At 69.7% G+C, this 16,852-nt stretch carries 15 protein-coding genes; 5 read left to right on the top strand and 10 right to left on the bottom strand.

Annotation, left to right across the window (positions count from 1 at the left end; genetic code table 11):
* From FHS00_RS10230 to FHS00_RS10240, 3 genes are all read right to left on the bottom strand, one after another.
* Nucleotides 1–180 (bottom strand): hypothetical protein, encoded by a 180-nt coding sequence (locus tag FHS00_RS10230; protein WP_183472672.1) that lies wholly within the window; start codon nucleotides 178–180, stop codon nucleotides 1–3.
* Complete coding sequence (locus tag FHS00_RS10235; RefSeq protein WP_183472675.1) at nucleotides 180–1,784, bottom strand: OpgD/OpgG family glucan biosynthesis protein; 1,605 nt, start codon at nucleotides 1,782–1,784, stop codon at nucleotides 180–182. Before FHS00_RS10235 ends, FHS00_RS10230 begins: the two co-directional genes overlap by 1 nt.
* Before the next feature lie 136 nt (nucleotides 1,785–1,920).
* A complete protein-coding gene (locus FHS00_RS10240) occupies nucleotides 1,921–3,747 on the bottom strand; it encodes a PAS domain-containing protein (RefSeq protein WP_183472678.1) in 1,827 nt (608 codons plus the stop codon).
* Between the two features lie 218 nt (nucleotides 3,748–3,965).
* Here FHS00_RS10240 and FHS00_RS10245 point away from each other — a divergent pair, with 218 nt between their 5' ends.
* Both FHS00_RS10245 and argE read left to right on the top strand, forming a co-directional pair.
* Nucleotides 3,966–5,150: a M24 family metallopeptidase gene (locus FHS00_RS10245; RefSeq protein WP_183472682.1), complete on the top strand. Its 1,185-nt coding sequence runs from the start codon at nucleotides 3,966–3,968 to the stop codon at nucleotides 5,148–5,150.
* Entirely contained in the window at nucleotides 5,147–6,286 is a 1,140-nt protein-coding gene (gene argE / locus FHS00_RS10250; protein ID WP_183472686.1) for an acetylornithine deacetylase, read from the top strand. The genes FHS00_RS10245 and argE overlap by 4 nt, the downstream gene beginning before the upstream one ends.
* 3 nt (nucleotides 6,287–6,289) lie before the next feature.
* On the opposite strand, the gene FHS00_RS10255 is transcribed toward argE, so the two are convergent.
* The gene (locus tag FHS00_RS10255; protein WP_246391243.1) at nucleotides 6,290–6,880 is read right to left on the bottom strand and encodes a copper chaperone PCu(A)C; all 591 of its coding nucleotides are present in this window, start codon (nucleotides 6,878–6,880) and stop codon (nucleotides 6,290–6,292) included.
* 188 nt (nucleotides 6,881–7,068) lie between these two features.
* Between FHS00_RS10255 and FHS00_RS10260 the strand changes: the two genes are divergently transcribed.
* Nucleotides 7,069–8,085, top strand: a complete 1,017-nt coding sequence (locus tag FHS00_RS10260; RefSeq protein ID WP_183472689.1) for a glycosyl transferase family protein — start codon at nucleotides 7,069–7,071, stop codon at nucleotides 8,083–8,085.
* A gap of 11 nt (nucleotides 8,086–8,096) precedes the next feature.
* Nucleotides 8,097–9,041 (top strand): NAD(P)-dependent oxidoreductase, encoded by a 945-nt coding sequence (locus FHS00_RS10265; protein ID WP_246391244.1) that lies wholly within the window; start codon nucleotides 8,097–8,099, stop codon nucleotides 9,039–9,041.
* Here the strand turns inward: FHS00_RS10265 and FHS00_RS10270 are convergent.
* From FHS00_RS10270 to FHS00_RS10295, 6 genes are all read right to left on the bottom strand, one after another.
* Nucleotides 9,038–9,580, bottom strand: a complete 543-nt coding sequence (locus tag FHS00_RS10270; RefSeq protein ID WP_183472695.1) for a L,D-transpeptidase — start codon at nucleotides 9,578–9,580, stop codon at nucleotides 9,038–9,040. The genes FHS00_RS10265 and FHS00_RS10270 overlap by 4 nt on opposite strands.
* Before the next feature lie 23 nt (nucleotides 9,581–9,603).
* The gene (locus FHS00_RS10275) at nucleotides 9,604–9,804 is read right to left on the bottom strand and encodes a heavy-metal-associated domain-containing protein (protein WP_183472698.1); all 201 of its coding nucleotides are present in this window, start codon (nucleotides 9,802–9,804) and stop codon (nucleotides 9,604–9,606) included.
* 96 nt (nucleotides 9,805–9,900) lie between these two features.
* The gene (locus tag FHS00_RS10280) at nucleotides 9,901–11,394 is read right to left on the bottom strand and encodes a replicative DNA helicase (RefSeq protein WP_183472701.1); all 1,494 of its coding nucleotides are present in this window, start codon (nucleotides 11,392–11,394) and stop codon (nucleotides 9,901–9,903) included.
* Nucleotides 11,395–11,602: 208 nt separating this feature from the next.
* Nucleotides 11,603–12,277, bottom strand: coding sequence for an orotate phosphoribosyltransferase (locus FHS00_RS10285; RefSeq protein WP_183472704.1), 675 nt, complete (start codon nucleotides 12,275–12,277; stop codon nucleotides 11,603–11,605).
* A 37-nt stretch (nucleotides 12,278–12,314) separates the two neighbouring features.
* Nucleotides 12,315–13,367 (bottom strand): dihydroorotase, encoded by a 1,053-nt coding sequence (gene pyrC / locus FHS00_RS10290; protein ID WP_183472707.1) that lies wholly within the window; start codon nucleotides 13,365–13,367, stop codon nucleotides 12,315–12,317.
* 63 nt (nucleotides 13,368–13,430) lie between these two features.
* On the bottom strand, nucleotides 13,431–14,384 hold the full coding sequence (locus tag FHS00_RS10295) for a hypothetical protein (RefSeq protein ID WP_183472710.1): 954 nt from the start codon (nucleotides 14,382–14,384) through the stop codon (nucleotides 13,431–13,433).
* 237 nt (nucleotides 14,385–14,621) lie between these two features.
* On the opposite strand from FHS00_RS10295, the gene FHS00_RS10300 reads away from it, so the two are divergent.
* The gene (locus tag FHS00_RS10300) at nucleotides 14,622–16,778 is read left to right on the top strand and encodes an OmpA family protein (protein WP_183472713.1); all 2,157 of its coding nucleotides are present in this window, start codon (nucleotides 14,622–14,624) and stop codon (nucleotides 16,776–16,778) included.
* The last annotated feature ends 74 nt before the right edge of the window (nucleotides 16,779–16,852 follow it).

Consider the following 16,852-nt stretch of genomic DNA (forward strand, 5'->3'; position numbering starts at 1 on the left):
TCAGGCGTCCGCGCGCGGAGCGATGAGCGCCCGCAGGCGGGCAAGGCGGGTCCGCAGCGGGACATGTTCGAGGCGCTGGCGCGGCATTGCCAGCGGTGCGGCGGGCAGGGCACCCAGCCGCGCGGCCTCATGCTGCAGGTCGGTCTGGGCGTCGGTCCGGGTCGTCACTTGGTCGGTCATCAGGCGTTGATCCACTGGTAAAGCCAGGTTTCCGAAAGCTTGCGGCCGAAGCCGGCGACGTGCGCCGACAGCTCGACCGTGGTGTCGGGGGCGGCGGCGATGTCGAGCACCGCGCGCCAGCGGCCATTGGCCTCGATCCGCTCCAGCGTCTGGGACAGGATCTCGCCGCCATGCGCCTCGACGCGCAGCTCGACCTCGGCATCGCCGGAAAGCCGCTCCAGCGCGCCGCCCTCGAGGTCGATGACGAATTTGCGGGTGCCCGGTGCGCTCTCGACACCCGAGACGCCGCCGGCTCCGGCCCGCGTCTCGGCGACATGGGCGATCTCTGCGGCGGGTTCGGGGTCTAGGTCGCCCCAGCGCAGGCGATAGGCATACTCGCGTTCGTCGCCGGCGGAAATCTTGTCCTCGGGCACCCAGAAGGCGACGATGTTGTCGTTCGCCTCGAGCTCGGTCGGGATCTCGACCAGCCGGACCGCGCCACGGCCCCAGTCGCCGACCGGCTCGACCCGCAGCGACGGGCGCCGCTCGTAGCGGGCGCCGCCATCTTGGTAGCTCTCGAAGTCGCGGTCGCGCTGATAGAGCCCGAAGGCGCGCGGCCCGACCTCTCCGAAATAGGAGGAGGCGAGCCGGGGCGGGTTGTTGAGCGGCCGCCACAGCACGTCGCCATCGGCGCGCTCGATGCACAGCCCGTCGCTGTCATGCACAGCGGGGCGGTAGTCGTCGAAATCGGCCCGGTTCTTTTCGGAAAACAGGAACATGGAGGTCAGCGGCGCGATGCCGAGCTGCTCGGGCGCGCGGCGGAAGAACAGCCGCGCCGTCACCTCGATCTCGGTGGCCTCGCCCGGGGTAACGACCAGCCGATATGCACCGGTCAGCGTCTCTCCCTCGAGCGCGGCATAGATCGTCACCTCGCGCACACCCGGTTCCAGCCAGAACCGGGTGAAGCGGGGGAACTCCTCGGCCCGCGATGTGGCGGTGTCGATCGCGACGCCGCGCGCGCTGATGCCGTAGCGGCTGTCGCGGCCCAGCGCCCGGAAGTAGCTGGCGCCAAGGAAGGCCACGAGCTCGTCCTCGCGGTCCGGGCGGTTGAGCGGCGCGTTGAGCCGGAACCCGGCCACGCCGGGCAGCTCGGCCACTTCTTCCGCCGCCTTGGCGAGGCGGCCGCGATAGTCGAAATCCTCGGTATCGAACCGCATCGGCCGGGCCAGGCCGTCCTGCAGATGATAGAGCCGCACCGGCTCTTCAAAGAGCCAGCCCATGTGAAAGGCGTGCAACCGGAACGGCGTCTCGCCGTCGCGAAAGCGGGCCCGCTCTGCGTCGAAGGCGATCAGTCGGTAGTCGTCATAGCCCAGCGGGCCGAGCGGCAGCTTCGGGCGTTCTGCCGGGGCAGGGGCGGCGGAGGCCAGCGCGCGCATCTCGGCGGTCAGGCTTTCGAAGTCGAAGGCCATGGGGGTGTCGTCGGGCGCGGGCGGGATCACCCGGGGCGGCTCCTGAGCGGGCGCGCCGGTGCCGCCGATCGCGGCCAGAAAGGCGGCGGAAGCGCCGATCGCGCGCAGCAGGCCTCGGCGATCGAAGCGCGGGGAATTGTCGGGAAAATCGGGCATCTGGGTCTTTTGGGCGTGAGGTGCGCGAGGTGAATCGCATCGCGTGTCTAGCCCTCCCATGCGGCAGCCGCGCGCGGGTTGCAATGCGCTTATGCGGCAACCTGCCATGCATCGGCGGAGCCCGGCGACAAGGTGGTCAACGCTGCGGCGGAAGCCGGATCTCGTGCCGCATTCCGGGCAGGCTGCGGCTGTCTATCGTGGCACCGATCTGCGCGCACAACCCGGCCACCAGCCGTGACCCCAGCCCCGACGACGGCGCCTCCCGCGTCTCTCCCGGACCGTGTCCGTCATCCTCGACGGTCACCAGCACCGCCCCGTCCGCAGCGCGGCGCAGGGTGACGCCGATCCGTCCGCGACCCTCGGGAAAGGCGTATTTGATGGCGTTGGTGATCAGTTCGTTGACCACGAGACCGAGGGGCACCGCCATGTCGAGCTCAAGCTCGACCGGCTCGACCCGGCACTCCAGCTCGATCCGCGTGCCTTGCAGCACCGAGCGGCGCAGCCGTGCCGCGAGATCCTCGAGATAGGCGGCGAAACCGACCCGGCCCGCCTCCTCATCGAAGCCGAGCTGCGCGTGCAGATCGGCTACCGCCTCAATCCGTTCGGTCGCGGCGACGATCCCCTCGGGCCGCTCGGCCCGGTTCGCCTCGAGCCGGAGCATCGACAGGATCAGGTGGAGGTTGTTCTTCATCCGGTGGTTCAGCTCGGCCAGCAGCGTCTGACGATGCTCGAGCGCGGCTTCGCGGGCCTCCGCCTTCTGCTGGGCGGCGGTCACGTCGGTCATCGCACCGATCAGCCGCCGGCTGCCATCCGAAAGCCGGACCATCCGGCCGCGCGTGCTTACCCAAACAGGCGGGCCGTCGTCGCGCAGGAGGCGGTAGAGGCGTGAGGTCTCCTCGCCGTCGGCGATCGGCCCGGTCAGGCTGATCTGCAGCGCGTCGCGGTCCTCGGGATGGACCCGCTCGACATAGTCCCGCAAGGGTCGGGGTCCGCCCAGATGCGTCAGGCCGAACAAGGCATCGGTGCGGGCCGAAGCGGTGACCTGGCGGGTGTCGGGGTCGTATTCCCAGGTGCCGATCGCCGCGACCTCGACGCTCATCCCCAGCATCATGGCCGAGCGCTCGCGCGCCGCCTCGCGGGCATGCCGTTCGGTGACGTCGAAATTGACGCCGGTCAGCCGCAGAGCGCGACCACGGGCGTCGCGCATGATCCGGCCGCGCCCCTCGATCCAGCGCAGGCCCTGCTCGGGATGGATCGCCCGGAACGCCATGGCGAGCTGCTCGGCATCGCCCTCGATGCTCTGACGCAGCTCGCGTTCGCAGCGGGGCCGGTCGTCGGGATGCAGCCGTCCCGCCCATGCGGCGATGAGGCCGAGCGGATCCGAGCAGGTCTCGCTCGCGGGATCGAGGCCATAGAGGCGGTACATTTGGGGCGACCAGTCGATCCGGCCGCCGATGATGTCCCAGTCATACACCCCGAGCGCCGCCGCCTCCTGTGCCTGCTGCAGCCGGGCCTCGCTGTGGCGCAGGGTCTCTTCCATCTCGCGGCGGTCGGTGATGTCGACGCAGCTGCCGATGAAGCCGACGAGTCGCCCTTCGGGATCGCGGCGCGGCGCCGCACTGTCGAGCATCCAGCGCCACGCGCCGTCATGCCGCTGCAGCCGGTATTCCACCTGGAAGGGGCGTCCCGCCGCCAGCGCGTCGGCATAGCCGTCGAGTGCCGGTAGATCGTCGCGGTGGATACCGGTGATCCAGCCGCCGCCGATCTCCTCCGCCAGGCTCCGGCCCCGGAACTCCAGCCAGGCGCGGTTGAAATAGGTCCCCTCATAATCGGGGTTCGACAGCCACATGGGCGAGGGCGAGGCATCCAGAGCGGCGAGAAAGCCCGAATCCACGCCCGGCCCGCCGAGAGGAGCGTTTTCCGCCCCGGCGCGGGGGATCTGATCGACGCCATCGATCTTCATCGCTCTGCGTTCTGCCCCCCGTGCGTCCCCTCGATCCCCTACTTTTGTGTAGCTCCAACACCACGCTCTTGCCAAGCGAAGTCGTGGCCGACCCACCATCTGCGCGCGAAAACGCCCCGCTTGCAGGCGTTTGTCGTTTTTCGCTCGGCACGTGGCGCAGGCGGCGTTGACCAGGGCGGCCACGGCGGTCTGGGCTGGTCGTGTCAGGAGATCCCGTCATGCGCCCATACGCCGCCCCTTTCGACGCCGCCGAATACAACCGCCGCCTCGATGCCACGCGCGCCGCCATGGACGCGGCCGGGATCGACCTGCTCTTCGTCACCGACCCCTCGAACCAGAGCTGGCTCACCGGGTATGACGGCTGGTCCTTCTATGTGCATCAGGGGGTCATTCTGTCGCTCGACGGCGACCCCTGCTGGTGGGGGCGGATGCAGGACACCGCCGGCGCGGCGCGCACCGTCTGGATGCCGGAAGCCTGCATCCTCGGTTATGACGACCGTTACGTGCAATCCGCGACCCGCCATCCGATGCAGGATCTGGCCGCCCGGCTGATCGGCATGGGGCAGGGCCGCGCTCGGATCGGCGTCGAGATGGACAATTACTACTACTCGGCCAAGGCGCATGCCGTTCTGGAGACGGCGTTGCCAGACGCGACGCTGGTCGACGCGACGGCGCTGGTGAACTGGCGGCGGCTGGTGAAATCGCCGCCCGAGATCGCGCTGATGCGGCGCGCCGCCCGAATTTCGGAGACCATCGCCCGGCAGGCGATCGAGTTGGCCGAGCCGGGCCTGCCCAAGAACCATCTGGTGGGGGAGGTGATGCGCGCCGCCGTGCGCGGGGTGGGCGACGACTGGGGCGACTATGCCGCCATCGTGCCGCTGATGCCCTCGGGCACGGATGCCGCCGCCCCGCATCTGACCTGGAACGGCGACGCGATGAAGCGCGGCGAGGCCACCTTCTTCGAGCTGTCGGGCTGCGTGCGCCGCTACCACGCGCCCTTGTGCCGGACCGTTCACCTCGGGCCGCCGCCCGAGGAGATGGCGCGCGCCGCCGAGGCCCTGACCGAGGGGCTCGAGGCAGGATTGGAGGCCGCGCGGCCGGGAAACACGACGCAGGACATCGCCGCCGCGCTGCATGCCCCGCTCAAGCGGATCGGCATCCACCGGCCGAACCGCTGCGGCTATCCCGTGGGGCTGAGCTACCCGCCCGACTGGGGCGAGCGGACCGCCAGCCTGCGCAAGGGCGACCTGACGGTGCTGGAGCCGGGGATGACCTTCCACTTCATGCCGGGCATCTGGATGGAGGGGTGGGGGCTGGAGACCACCGAGACGATCCTGATCCGCGAGAGCGGCCCGGCCGAGACGCTGTGCGACCTCGACCGCAAGCTCTTCGTGAAGCCATGAGCGTGTTCGAAGCGGCGGTCGCGCTGCTGGCCGAGATGGTGGCCTATCCGACCGTCTCGGATCGCTCCAACCGGGCGCTGGCCGAGATGCTGGCCGGGCGGATGGCGGGGCAGGGTGCCCGGATCCGCCTGCTGCCGGATCTGGGCAACGACAAGGTGAACCTCGTGGCCTCCTTCGGCCCGGACCGTGCAGGCGGGGTAATGCTGTCCGGCCATCTCGACGTGGTGCCGGCGGGCGAGGGATGGACCTCGGACCCGTTCCGCCTGCGCCGCGAGGACGGTCGGCTCTTCGGGCGCGGCACCTGCGACATGAAGGGGTTCATTGCTGCCTGCGTGGCGATGGCGCCCCGGCTCGCGACCTGCGGCGCGCCGGTTCACGTCGTCCTGACCCATGACGAGGAGGTCGGTTGCATGGGCGCCGTGGCGCTCGCCGAGGTCATGGCGCGGGAGGGGCCGCGCCCGGCGATGGCATTCGTCGGCGAGCCGACCCGCATGGCCGTGATCGAAGGGCACAAGGGCAGCTACGAATACACCACCCGCATCGCAGGCCGCGACGGCCATGGCTCGGCGCCCGACCGCGGCATCAACGCTGGGATGGTGGCGGCGCGCCTGGCGCTGCGGCTCGATGGACTGGCGGCAGAGTTGCGCGAGAGGCGCCCGCAGGGCCGCTTCGATCCGCCATGGGCGACGATCAATCTCGGACGGATCACCGCCGGGGCCGCGCGCAACGTGATCGCCGGGCAGGCCAGCGTCGAATGGGAGATGCGCCCGGTCGTGCCCGCCGAGGCGTCCCACGTGAAACGTGCGCTCGCCGCCTTCGTCGAGGCCGAGATGGCGGCCCAGCCCGGCCTCGTCATCGAGACGGAATGCTTCGGGGAGATAGTCGGGCTGGAGCCACGCGCAGCCAACGCCGCGCGCGATCTCGCGCTCGATCTGGTCGGGGGGACGCCGGGCCTCGTGCCATTCGGCACCGAGGCGGGGATCTGGCAGGGGCTGGGGATCGACACGGTGCTGTGCGGACCGGGCGACATCGCGCAGGCGCACCGCCCGGACGAGTATCTCGAGGAAGGCCAACTTGCCGCCTGCCTCGACATGCTGGAGGGGCTGGCCGCCCGGCTCGGTGCCGGGCGGCTCTAGCCATCACTCGGCGGCAGCGTCCGCGCCGTAATCCATCTCGCCGTGGTTCGTCTCATCATGGTCCATCATACCATGATCCATGCCACCTTCGCCGTCGGTCATGCCCGAATGGTCCATGGTCGAATGATCCATCGTCGACTGGTCCGCACCCGGTTCCGGGCGCGGCTCGACCACGAATTCGATCTCGACCGCACCGGCCCGCTCGAAGATCAGCTTCGCGGGAAACCGCGCGCCCACCTCGAAGGGCGCGTCGATCCCCATGAACATCACGTGGCCGCCTTCACCCGGCGCGAGGGTCAGCGTCTCGCCCGGCGCGATCTCGACGCGCTCGATCGGCTGCATCGTCATCATGCCGTCCGTCTCGACGGCCTCGTGCAGCGCCACCTTGGGAAACGCCGCCTCGACACCGATCAGCGCGTCGGCCTGATCGCCGTCGTTGCGGACTTCGAAGTAGCCCGCCCCGGTGGTGGCACGGGCAGCGGTTTCGATGGCGAAGGGGTGGAGGATGGCAAGGTCGCCTTCCTCGAACTCGTGCGCCTGCGCGGCGGCACCGAGACCGAGCGCGACAAGAAGCGCAAAGGGGCGTAACATCATGACGAATTCCGATCCTTGGTCGCGCCTTCGGGGCGCCTGCCGCCCATAACATCGGCACCGCGCCCGAAAAAGCGGCTTGGTGTCGCGGCATCGCCCGGCCCTCGGCGTCCCGCGGATTGACCCCATGCCCTTCCTCTGCGCCTCTGACGGCCTAGTCTGAAGGGCGATTCCGACGAGAGGGCAGGACCATGACGCAGCCATCCGCAGAACAGGACGCGACCGCACTCGCGCCCTTCGTCCGCACCGTGGCGCGCGGCCCGGGGCGGGGACGGCACCTGACCCGCGAGGAGGCAGCGCAGGCGATGCGGCTGATCCTCGACGGAACGGCGGCGCCCGAAGCGGCAGGGGCGCTTCTGATGGTGATGCGCTATCGCGGCGAGGACGCAGCCGAGATCGCGGGCTTCGCCGACGCGCTCGCCTCGGGGCCGGAATGGCGCAATGCCGCGCCCGATCTCGACTGGCCCTCCTACGCGGCTGGACGCACCCGCGGCCTGCCTTGGTTTCTGCTGGCCGCCAAGCTCGTGGCGGGCGCCGGCCACCGCGTCGCGCTGCATGGCTGGAACGCGCATCGGCACGAGATCCGCGACGCGCTGCCCGCGCTCGGCATCAAGACGGTCGAGACCGGCGAGGCGCTCGGCCGCGCACTCGACGCCCATTCGATTGCCTATGTCCCGCTCGAGGCGTGGTCGCCCGGCGGCTATCGGCTGATCCGCCTGCGCGAGGCGTTCGGGCTGCGCTCCTGCGTCAACACGGTGCTGCGGGTCGCCAATCCGTTCGGCGCATCCGCGCAGGTCGAAGGCGTCTTCCACCCGCCATATCGCGGGCTGCAGGCCGATGCGGGGGCGCTGATGGGCCAGCGCAACGTGCTGATCCTCAAGGGCGCGGGCGGCGAGTTCGAGCGCAATCCGTCCAAGGAGATCGAGCTGTTCGGCCTGCTTGACGGCGAGGCGGTCGACCTGACCGCGCAGGCGCTGCGCGACGAAACCCGCCGGCTGGCCGATCCCGGTGGGCAGCCGGAGGACCTGCTGCGGCTCTGGCGCGGCGAGAGCGATGACCACTTCGCCACCGCGCTGGTCACCGGCACCGCGGCGCTCGCGCTGCTGGCGCTGGGCGCGGCGCCCGGCCTCGCCCGTGCCGAGGCGCTGGCCGAGGCGCTGTGGCAGGCGCGCGACCGCGCCGCGCTGCCCGGAGCGCAGGCGGCATGAAGGCTTTCCCGATGTTTCTCGCCACGACCGGCCGCCGGATCGTGATCCTCGGCGGTGGCGAGCAGGCGGCGCAGAAGGCGCGTCTGGTCATCCGTACCGATGCCGAGATCGTGGTGGCAGGGCTGGAGTTCGACGAGGAACTGCGGGCGCTGGCCGATGAGGGGCGCGTGCGGCTCGTGGATGCGCGCGAGATCCGGGCGGAGCTGTTCGACAACGCCGCGATCACCTTCGTCGCCACCGGCTCGGCCGGCGCGGACGGGGCGCTGCACGCATTGGCCAAGGCCATGGGCGCGCCGGTGGTCAATGTGGTCGACCGTCCCGCCCTGTGCGACGCGCTGACACCCTCGATCGTCGACCGCGACCCGGTGGTGGTGGCGATCGGCACCGAAGGCACGGCGCCGGTGCTCGGCCGCCAGATCAAGACCGCCGTGGAGACCATGCTCGAGCCGCGCCTTGGCGCGCTGGCGGCGCTGGCGGGACGGATGCGCGGCGCGGTGGGGCAGCGATTGTCGGCGCGGGCGCGCCGCGATTTCTGGGTCTGGGTTTTCTCCGGCCCGGTGCGCGCCGCCCATGCCGCGGGCTCCGAGCGACGCGCGGCGCAGTTGCTAAAGGCACGGCTGGAAGAGGGGCCGGGCCCGGCCGAGGGTTCGGTCGCCTATGTCGGCGCCGGACCGGGCGAGGTCGACCTGATGAGCCTGCGCGGCGTGCGCCGGATGCAGGAAGCGGATCTGATCGTGCACGCGCCGGGGCTCGCCCCCGGCCTGCTGGAGCTGGCGCGCCGCGACGCCGAACGGCTGGTCTCGGACGATCCCATCGCCGCCGCGCTGTCGGCGGCGGGCGAGGGCGCGCGGGTCGTGCTGCTTGTGCCGGGGGCGGGGGAGGAGCTGCCCGGGCCGCTGCGCGAGGCCGCGCTTACGGTCGAGCACGTGCCCGGGATCAGGCCGGGGTTCGGCTAGACCACGGTGACGTGGGTGCCCAACGCCACCTGGTCATAGAGCGCGATCACGTCCTCGTTGCGCAGCCGGATGCAGCCATTCGAAACCGACGAGCCGATCGTCTCCGGTTGGGTCGTGCCATGGATGCGGTAATAGGTGTCGCGCCCGTTGCGGAACAGGTAGAGCGCCCGCGCCCCCAGCGGGTTGTCCGGCCCACCCGGCACGCCGTCGGCATATTGCGCGTATTTTTCGGGCTCGCGCGCGATCATGTCGTCGGTCGGCCGCCAGGACGGCCACTCCTCCTTGCGCTGGATCACCGCCGAACCTTTGAACTCCAGCCCCGCGCGACCGACGCCCACGCCGTAGCGCATCGCGACGCCCGGGCGGCGGATATGGTAGAGGTGGAAGTCTTCGGGGATCACGTAGATGTCGCCCGGCCTCAGGCGCGGATGCACGCGCACTTCGGTCGGCAGCAGCGCGGTACGCTGGTGGGCGGCGAGCGGCCCGGCCAGCGGCGCGGCCAGCGCCGAGAGAAGCAGGCTGCGACGGGTGATGCTCATGGTCGTCCTCCTCGGGGTCGTTCTCAGCCGATGCGCTCGGCGCGGAAACCTGCCTGCGCCAGCCGGCCACGGATCGCGACGTCACCGACATTGCTGCCGATCTCGGCCACGCGCCGTTCGATGTTCACCGCCACGGTGGCCGAGGGATCGATGTCGCGGATCGCGCGCTCGATCACGGCGCGGCACAGACCGGTGCGGATATCCGGGATGATATAGCTGTCCATACGGGTGTTCCGATAGTTGCCCTTCCTAGGAAGGCACCATCGGCCCGCAGGTCAATATTTGCGGGCTGTTATCGGATGACCGTCCCGAATTCCGGCTCAGAACTCCCGGGGGCTGCCGTCCTGCCAGGGCTTCACGAGATTGCCGAAGCGGGTGAAGCGGCCCTCGAAGCTGAGATCGACCGAACCGATGGGCCCGTGGCGCTGCTTGCCGATGATGACCTCGGCCTTGCCGTGCAGGCGCTCCATCTCGTCCTGCCAGACCGCCATCTTGTCCATCTCGTGATCGCCCGGCTTCTCACGTTCCTTGTAGTATTCCTCGCGGAACACGAACATCACCACGTCGGCGTCCTGCTCGATCGAGCCCGATTCCCGCAGGTCCGAAAGCTGCGGCCGCTTGTCCTCGCGGCTTTCCACCTGACGTGACAGCTGCGACAGCGCGACGACCGGGATGTCGAGTTCCTTGGCGATGGCCTTCAAACCTTGGGAGATTTCGGAGATCTCGTTCACCCGGTTCTCGCCCTTGCCGGTGCCCTTCACCAGCTGCAGGTAGTCCACGAACAGCGCATCGAGCCCGTGCGTCCGCTTGAGACGGCGGGCGCGGGCCGCGAGCTGGGAAATCGGCAGGGCCGGGGTGTCATCGATATAGAGCGGGCAGCTCTCGAGCTGCTTGGCCGCGTCGACGAAGCGGCGGAACTCGGCCTCGGTCATGTCGCCGCGGCGGATCTGCTCGGAGGGCACTTCGGACGCCTCGGAGAGAATACGCGCAGCCAGCTGCTCGGCCGACATCTCGAGGCTGTAGAAGCCGACGACGCCGCCATTCACGGCGCCTTCGGTGCCGTCATGGGTTATGCCGCGCTTGTAGGCCTTGGCGATGTTGAAGGCGATGTTGGTCGCGAGCGAGGTCTTGCCCATCGAGGGGCGCCCGGCGAGGATCAGAAGGTCCGACCGGTGCAGACCGCCGAGCTTCTTGTCGAGATCGACGAGACCGGTGGAGACACCGGCAAGGCCGCCGTCGCGCTGATAGGCGGCGTTGGCGACCTTCACCGCGTCGGTCACCGCGCGCAGGAAGGACTGGAAGCCCGATTCCGAGCTGCCCTGTTCGGCAAGCTTGTAGAGCTTCTGCTCGGCCTCGACGATCTGCTCCTTGGGCTCGGAGGAGACCTCGACCTTGGCAGCCCGGTCGGCGATGTCGCGGCCGAGCATGATCAGCTCGCGCCGGATCGCCAGATCGTAGATCATCTGCGCGTAGTCGCGCGCGGCGAAGCCCGAGATCGCGGCGCCGGCGAGACGCGCGAGATAGGCGGGGCCGCCCAGCTCCTTGAGTCCCTCGTCATCCTCGAGAAAGGTCTTGAGCGTGACCGGCGAGGCCAGCGCGTTCTTGGCGATGCGCTGGGCGGCGACGTCGAAGATGCGCGCGTGGACCGGATCGTAGAAATGGTCCTTCGAAACGATCATCGCGATCCGGTCGAACACGTCGTTATTGGTGAGGATCGCGCCCAGGAGCTGCTGCTCGGCCTCGATCGAATGCGGCATCTGGTCCGGCTTCGCCTCTTCCAGCGCACCCGGACGGAATGTCGTGATCTCGTTCATCGCAGCTACCCCTTGGCCCTCGCGCCGTGCCCGCGGCGCGTATCGTCGCTGATAGGATGCGACGGGGCGGGGACGCAACTTGTATAAGGCTGTGGATAAGCTGTGGAGACACCTCGCCCGCCACATCTTGGCGCGACGAGGTGCCTTGGGTCAACATCTGGTTTCCCTGGGGGCAGATGGTCGGCTGTTTCGGGCCGACCGTCACACCTCAGCCACGTGCCGGAGCCCAGCCCTTCGGGTCGCGCAGATAGCGCTCCACCTCGTCGAGCGTGTCGGCGTCGAACGCCTCCATGGCGCGCGCCTCGGCCAGCACGTCCCACCAGGTGCACAGGTGGATGAGGCCGATGCCCTTCTCCGCGAGGGCCTCGGTCACGCCCTCGAAGATGCCGTAATAGAAGATCACCGCGGTCCAGTCGCAGGTCGCGCCGGTTTCGCGGATCGCCTCGACGAAGCTGAGCTTGGAGCCGCCATCGGTGGTCAGGTCCTCGACCAGGATCGCGCGCTGGCCCTCGGTCATCACGCCCTCGATCCGGGCGTTGCGGCCGTAGCCCTTCGGCTTTTTGCGCACGTAGCTCATCGGCAGGGCCAGTCGCTCGGCGATCATCGCGCCGAAGGGAATGCCCGCCGTCTCGCCGCCCGTGACGTTGTCGAACGCCTCGAAGCCCGCCTCGCGCATGATCGACACGGCGAGGAAATCCATCACCGTGGCGCGGATGCGCGGGAAGGAGATCAGCATGCGGCAATCGACATAGGTCGGCGCCAGCTTGCCGGAGGCGTGGGTAAAGGGCTCGGTCGCGTTGAACTTCACCGCGCCGATTTCCAGCAGCATCCGCGCGGTCAGCCGCGCGATCTCGTCCTTCGGGGGGTAGCCGGTGGGGATCATCTCGAACTCTTCGTGTAGGGAATGCGTCGGGGGAGGGTCAGTCTTCGACGCGCCAGTGCAGCGCGAAGCCGGGGTCGAACACGGTGACGGGGCCGTCGCCGGTCTCGATCCGCTCGGGATAGGTCACGGGTGCGCCCCGGACCAAGGTGATGGTGTCCTCGTTGACGGGAAGCTTGTAGAAGCGCGGCCCGTTGAGCGAGGCGAAGGCCTCGAGATGGTTCAGCCGGCCCGCCGCCTCGAACACCTCGGCGAGGCAGGACATGGTGTTGGGCGCGGTGAAGATCCCCGCGCAGCCGCAGGGCTGCAGCTTGGCCGGATCGCTGTGCGGCGCACTGTCGGTGCCAAGGAAGAAGCGCGGATCGCCAGAGACCGCCGCCTGCACCAGCGCCACACGGTGCCGCTCGCGCTTGGCGACCGGCAGGCAGTAGTAATGCGGCTTGATGCCCCCGGCGAGGATGTGGTTGCGGTTGATGATCAGGTGATGCGTGGTGATCGTCGCGGCGAGGTTGCGTGGGCTGTCGCGCACGAAATCCACCGCGTCGGCGGTGGTCACATGCTCCATGACGATGCGCAGATCCGGCGTCCTGCGGCGGATCGGCTTGAGCACGCGGTCGATGAACACCGCCTCGCGGTCGAAGATGTCGATCGCGCCGTCGGTCACCTCGCCATGCACGCAAAGCGGCATGCCGATCTCGGCCATGGTCTCGAGCACCGGGCGGACTTTGTCGAAGTCGCGCACGCCGGAGGCCGAATTGGTGGTCGCGCCGGCCGGGTAGAGCTTCACCGCGGTGGCGATGCCACTCTCATGCGCATGGCGCACATCGGCGGGACCGGTGTCCTCGGTGAGATAGAGCGTCATCAGCGGCGTGAAGCCCGAGCCCTCGGGCAGGGCGGCGCGGATCCGCTCGCGGTAGCTCTCGGCCTGCGCGGCGGTCACGACCGGCGGCACGAGGTTGGGCATGATGATCGCGCGGCCGAAATGGCGGGCGCTCTCGGGGGCCACGGCTTCGAGCATGGCGCCGTCTCGCAGATGCAGGTGCCAGTCGTCGGGGCGGCGGATCGTGATCCGGTCGGGGCGTGCGTCTTTCATGGCCGCTCTCCTACACCGGGTCGTTCGGCCTGACCATAGGTCACGAGTGGCCGCGTCCCCGGGTCAGGCGCTGCGCGTCAGCACCCGCGTCTCGGCCGGATCGGCTCCGATCAGCGCCTCGAGCCGTCGCGCGTAATGCTTGGCTTCGGGCGTGGTGATGCCATGGCGGCACAGCCGGGCGACCTGCGCCGGGCGGTCGGCCTGTTCGAGCTGGCGCAGCAGGCCGCGCAGATAGAGCGGATTGCCGCGACGGCCGCGCCAGATCTTGGCAAAGGCGGCGCGGTCGAGCCGGTCCTCCATCGCCAGCTCCAGAAGCTCGGGCATCGCGCCGATCTGGTCGAGCACGGGCTCGATGCGGCTGCCGGCGTTGAAGGCGGGCAGCGCCACGACATTGGGCCGGCGATACAGCGCGGCATGGATCGAATCGGCGGCGTGCCTCGGGTCGTGGATCAGCGTCACCTTAGCGGCGGCGTCGACCATATCGGGCGCGTAGCCGAAGCGGCTGGTGAAATCGAGCCGCCGCGCGGCGAGGTGGCGCCGGTCCCACCCGGCGATGGCCGGATCGAGCGTCGCCATCGGGCGCAGCGCCAGCACCCGCGCCCCGGGCGAGGCGACCGAATAGGCGGCGGCGGCATAGCCGCAGGCGTGATGCCCGTGAAACAGCACTCGCTCGAAATCCTCGAAGAAGCCTTCATCGACCAGACGGTCGACATAGCCCCAGACACGCGGCGAGCGGAACCAGCCCTCGTCATCCGCGATCAGCACTAGAAGCGACCAGCCGGTGCGCGCCAGCATCTCGAAGCCGCGCGGCAGGGCGCGGGGACGGCGGCGAATCGAATCCCGGGTCTCGAAGGTCACCAGGAGCCGCGGCCCGGCATCGATGAACAGCGCCGCATGGTGCTGGCCCAGCGGTTCGTAATAGCCGAACTCCTCGCCGATCCGGTCGAGCTGGGCCTGCCAGTCCGCAGGGGACAGGCCGCTCAAGTCGGTGTGCGGATCAGGCAGGTTCTCGGTCATCGGTCGCTCCGGGCTGAGGGAGTGGGTCTCCCATGGCTTACCAGAATCCTGCGCGATTACGGCGTAAATTGGCAAGGCCAGTGCTCATTTGTCGTCCCGGGCAGCGCCTGAAAGTGGCTGTCCGACACATGGTTATTGCATAACTGCGAAGTTGACGGACCTTTGCGGCCATTGCCCGCGTTGCGCTGGCAATGACGGATCCGCCCCGCACCCGGGGCGGCCCGAGAGGAGATGTCGATGAAGAAGAGCTTTCGTACCACGACCGCACTGGCGGCCAGCCTGTCGCTGATGCTGCCCAACCTGGTGCCGCTGGCCCAGGCCCAGCAGGCCGGGCAGGAGATGTTCTGCCTCGATGGCGAGACGCCGCCCTGCGCGGATGCGCCCGAAGCCGGCGTGGCGCTCTACGAGCTGCCGGTCGAGACGCTGCGCGAAATGGCCGAGGAGGGCCGGCTCGACGACGAGATGCTGGCCGAATACGGGCTGAACCTCGAGATGCTGCGCGAAGCGGGCGACGAGCAGATCGAGGCGGCGCTCGACATGGCACGCGATTCGCTCGCGGCCGGGACGGCGATCGCCACCGAGCTCGGCCAGGCGGCCGGCATCGAGATGGAGACCGAGGTCGAGCAGAGCGGTGAACTCGAGGCCGAAGCCGAAATGGAGACCGAAGGCGCGGCCGGCGATGCCGCCGCCAGCGCTTCGGTGAGCCCCGAGGCGCAGCCCGAAGCGCCGGTAGAGGAGGTTCAGCCTGAGGCGACCGCCGAGGCCGCGCCCGAGACTGCTGCCGAGCCCATGGCCGAGGCCGCCCCGGCGGACGCAACCGCCGAGACCGCTCAGCCCGAAGCCATGGCCGAAACCGCCCCGGCGGAAGCCTTGACCGAGACCGTTGAGCCCGAGGTCACCGCCGAGACCGCGGAAGCGGAAGCGATGACCGAGACCGCGCCGGCGGACGCCCAGGCTGAAGCCATCGCGACCGATGCTCCGGCCGACACGGCGCAGCCCGAGACGACCGCCGAGGCCGAGAGCGCGTCGGAGCCGATGCAGGCCGAGACCGCGGCCACCGATCCGGCGCAGGCCGATGCCGACCGCGCCGCGCGCGCGGCCGAGCTTCAGGCCCAGCTCGAAGCCGAATCCCAGGCCCAGGCCGAGCAGGATGCCGCGGCGACGACCGAGGTGACGGGCGATAGCGAAGCCGGTGCAGAGGCCGAAACCGCTGCCACGGCCGAGACCCCTGCGCCGACCGAGGCCGAAGCTCCGACCGCGACCCAGGCCGACACCGAGACCGCGGCGCCGGATGAGAACGTCGACCCGACCGCCGAGGAGCCGCAGACCGCGGTGGCCGCATCGGCCGCGGCGTCCGAGGCCGAGCCGGCCGAGGTGACCGAGACCGAGATCGACGAGGAGAACTCACGTCAGAGCGATGAGGAGTTCGCCGCCAGCGTCTCCACCGAGGCTTCGAACGAGACCCAGACCGAGTCGAAGAAGAAGGATCGCGACGGCCTGTCCGACTTCCAGAAGGCGCTTCTTCTGGGCGTCGGCGCGGTGGCCGTGGGCTCGCTGCTCAACAACGGCCGTCAGGTCGTGGCGAACACCGGCGACCGGGTCGTGGTGCAGGGTGAGAACGGGCTCGAGATCTACCGTGACGACGACGCGCTGCTGCGTCAGCCGGGCGCCGACCTGCGCACCGAGACGTTCAGCGACGGCTCCACCCGGACCACGCTGACCCGCGAGGACGGCACCAAGGTCGTCACCATCCGTGATGCGCAGGGCCGCGTCCTGCGCCGCACCCGGGTCTTCGCCGACGGCACCGAGATCGAGCTGTTCGACGATCTGGCACAGTCCGATCCGGTCGACGTTCGTTCGCTGCGCGAGATGGAGGCGGCGCCGATCACCATCTCGGCCGCCGAAGCCGACCGTGCCGCGCTGCTCGAGGCGCTCCGCGCCGAGGCTTCGGTGGATACCGGCCGTGGCTACAGCCTGCGCCAGATCCGCGAAATCGAGCCGGTCCGGGCGCTGGTTCCGGCGATCGATCTGGACACGCTGACCTTCGCCACCGGTTCGGCGGCGCTGCGGCCCGAGCAGGCCTCGACGCTGGTCGATCTCGGCCTCGCGATCGAGGAACGGCTGGCCGAGAACCCGCGCGAGGTGTTCTTGATCGAGGGTCACACCGACGCGGTCGGCAATGACGCCTACAACCTCGCCCTGTCGGACCGTCGGGCCGAGACGGTGGCGCTGGCGCTGACCGAGAACTTCGCCATCCCGCCCGAGAACCTCGTGGTGCAGGGCTATGGTGAGCGGTTCCTGAAGGTGGAGAGCCAAGGCGACGTTCAGGCCAACCGTCGTGCCACGGTGCGCCGCATCACGCCGCTGCTGCAGCAGGTTGCCTCCGCGCAGTAAGCTGCACCTTTGAACGACATGCGGGCCGCCCCTCGGGGCGGCCTGTTTTCATGTCGGCCCAGGATCGGGACCCG

It is taken from the genome of Limimaricola variabilis, from assembly GCF_014195545.1.
GTDB classification, from domain to species: domain Bacteria; phylum Pseudomonadota; class Alphaproteobacteria; order Rhodobacterales; family Rhodobacteraceae; genus Limimaricola; species Limimaricola variabilis.

Bases quoted from the DNA above. Each gene is read 5' to 3' on its own strand.
- FHS00_RS10255 (WP_246391243.1), bottom strand. From the start codon at position 6,880: ATGATGTTACGCCCCTTTGCGCTTCTTGTCGCGCTCGGTCTCGGTGCC.
- FHS00_RS10285 (WP_183472704.1), bottom strand. From the start codon at position 12,277: ATGATCCCCACCGGCTACCCCCCGAAGGACGAGATCGCGCGGCTGACC.
- FHS00_RS10265 (WP_246391244.1), top strand. From the start codon at position 8,097: ATGTTTCTCGCCACGACCGGCCGCCGGATCGTGATCCTCGGCGGTGGC.
- FHS00_RS10240 (WP_183472678.1), bottom strand. From the start codon at position 3,747: ATGAAGATCGATGGCGTCGATCAGATCCCCCGCGCCGGGGCGGAAAAC.
- FHS00_RS10275 (WP_183472698.1), bottom strand. From the start codon at position 9,804: ATGGACAGCTATATCATCCCGGATATCCGCACCGGTCTGTGCCGCGCC.
- FHS00_RS10235 (WP_183472675.1), bottom strand. From the start codon at position 1,784: ATGCCCGATTTTCCCGACAATTCCCCGCGCTTCGATCGCCGAGGCCTG.
- argE (WP_183472686.1), top strand. From the start codon at position 5,147: ATGAGCGTGTTCGAAGCGGCGGTCGCGCTGCTGGCCGAGATGGTGGCC.
- pyrC (WP_183472707.1), bottom strand. From the start codon at position 13,367: ATGAAAGACGCACGCCCCGACCGGATCACGATCCGCCGCCCCGACGAC.
- FHS00_RS10295 (WP_183472710.1), bottom strand. From the start codon at position 14,384: ATGACCGAGAACCTGCCTGATCCGCACACCGACTTGAGCGGCCTGTCC.
- FHS00_RS10230 (WP_183472672.1), bottom strand. From the start codon at position 180: ATGACCGACCAAGTGACGACCCGGACCGACGCCCAGACCGACCTGCAG.
- FHS00_RS10245 (WP_183472682.1), top strand. From the start codon at position 3,966: ATGCGCCCATACGCCGCCCCTTTCGACGCCGCCGAATACAACCGCCGC.
- FHS00_RS10280 (WP_183472701.1), bottom strand. From the start codon at position 11,394: ATGAACGAGATCACGACATTCCGTCCGGGTGCGCTGGAAGAGGCGAAG.
- FHS00_RS10300 (WP_183472713.1), top strand. From the start codon at position 14,622: ATGAAGAAGAGCTTTCGTACCACGACCGCACTGGCGGCCAGCCTGTCG.
- FHS00_RS10260 (WP_183472689.1), top strand. From the start codon at position 7,069: ATGACGCAGCCATCCGCAGAACAGGACGCGACCGCACTCGCGCCCTTC.
- FHS00_RS10270 (WP_183472695.1), bottom strand. From the start codon at position 9,580: ATGAGCATCACCCGTCGCAGCCTGCTTCTCTCGGCGCTGGCCGCGCCG.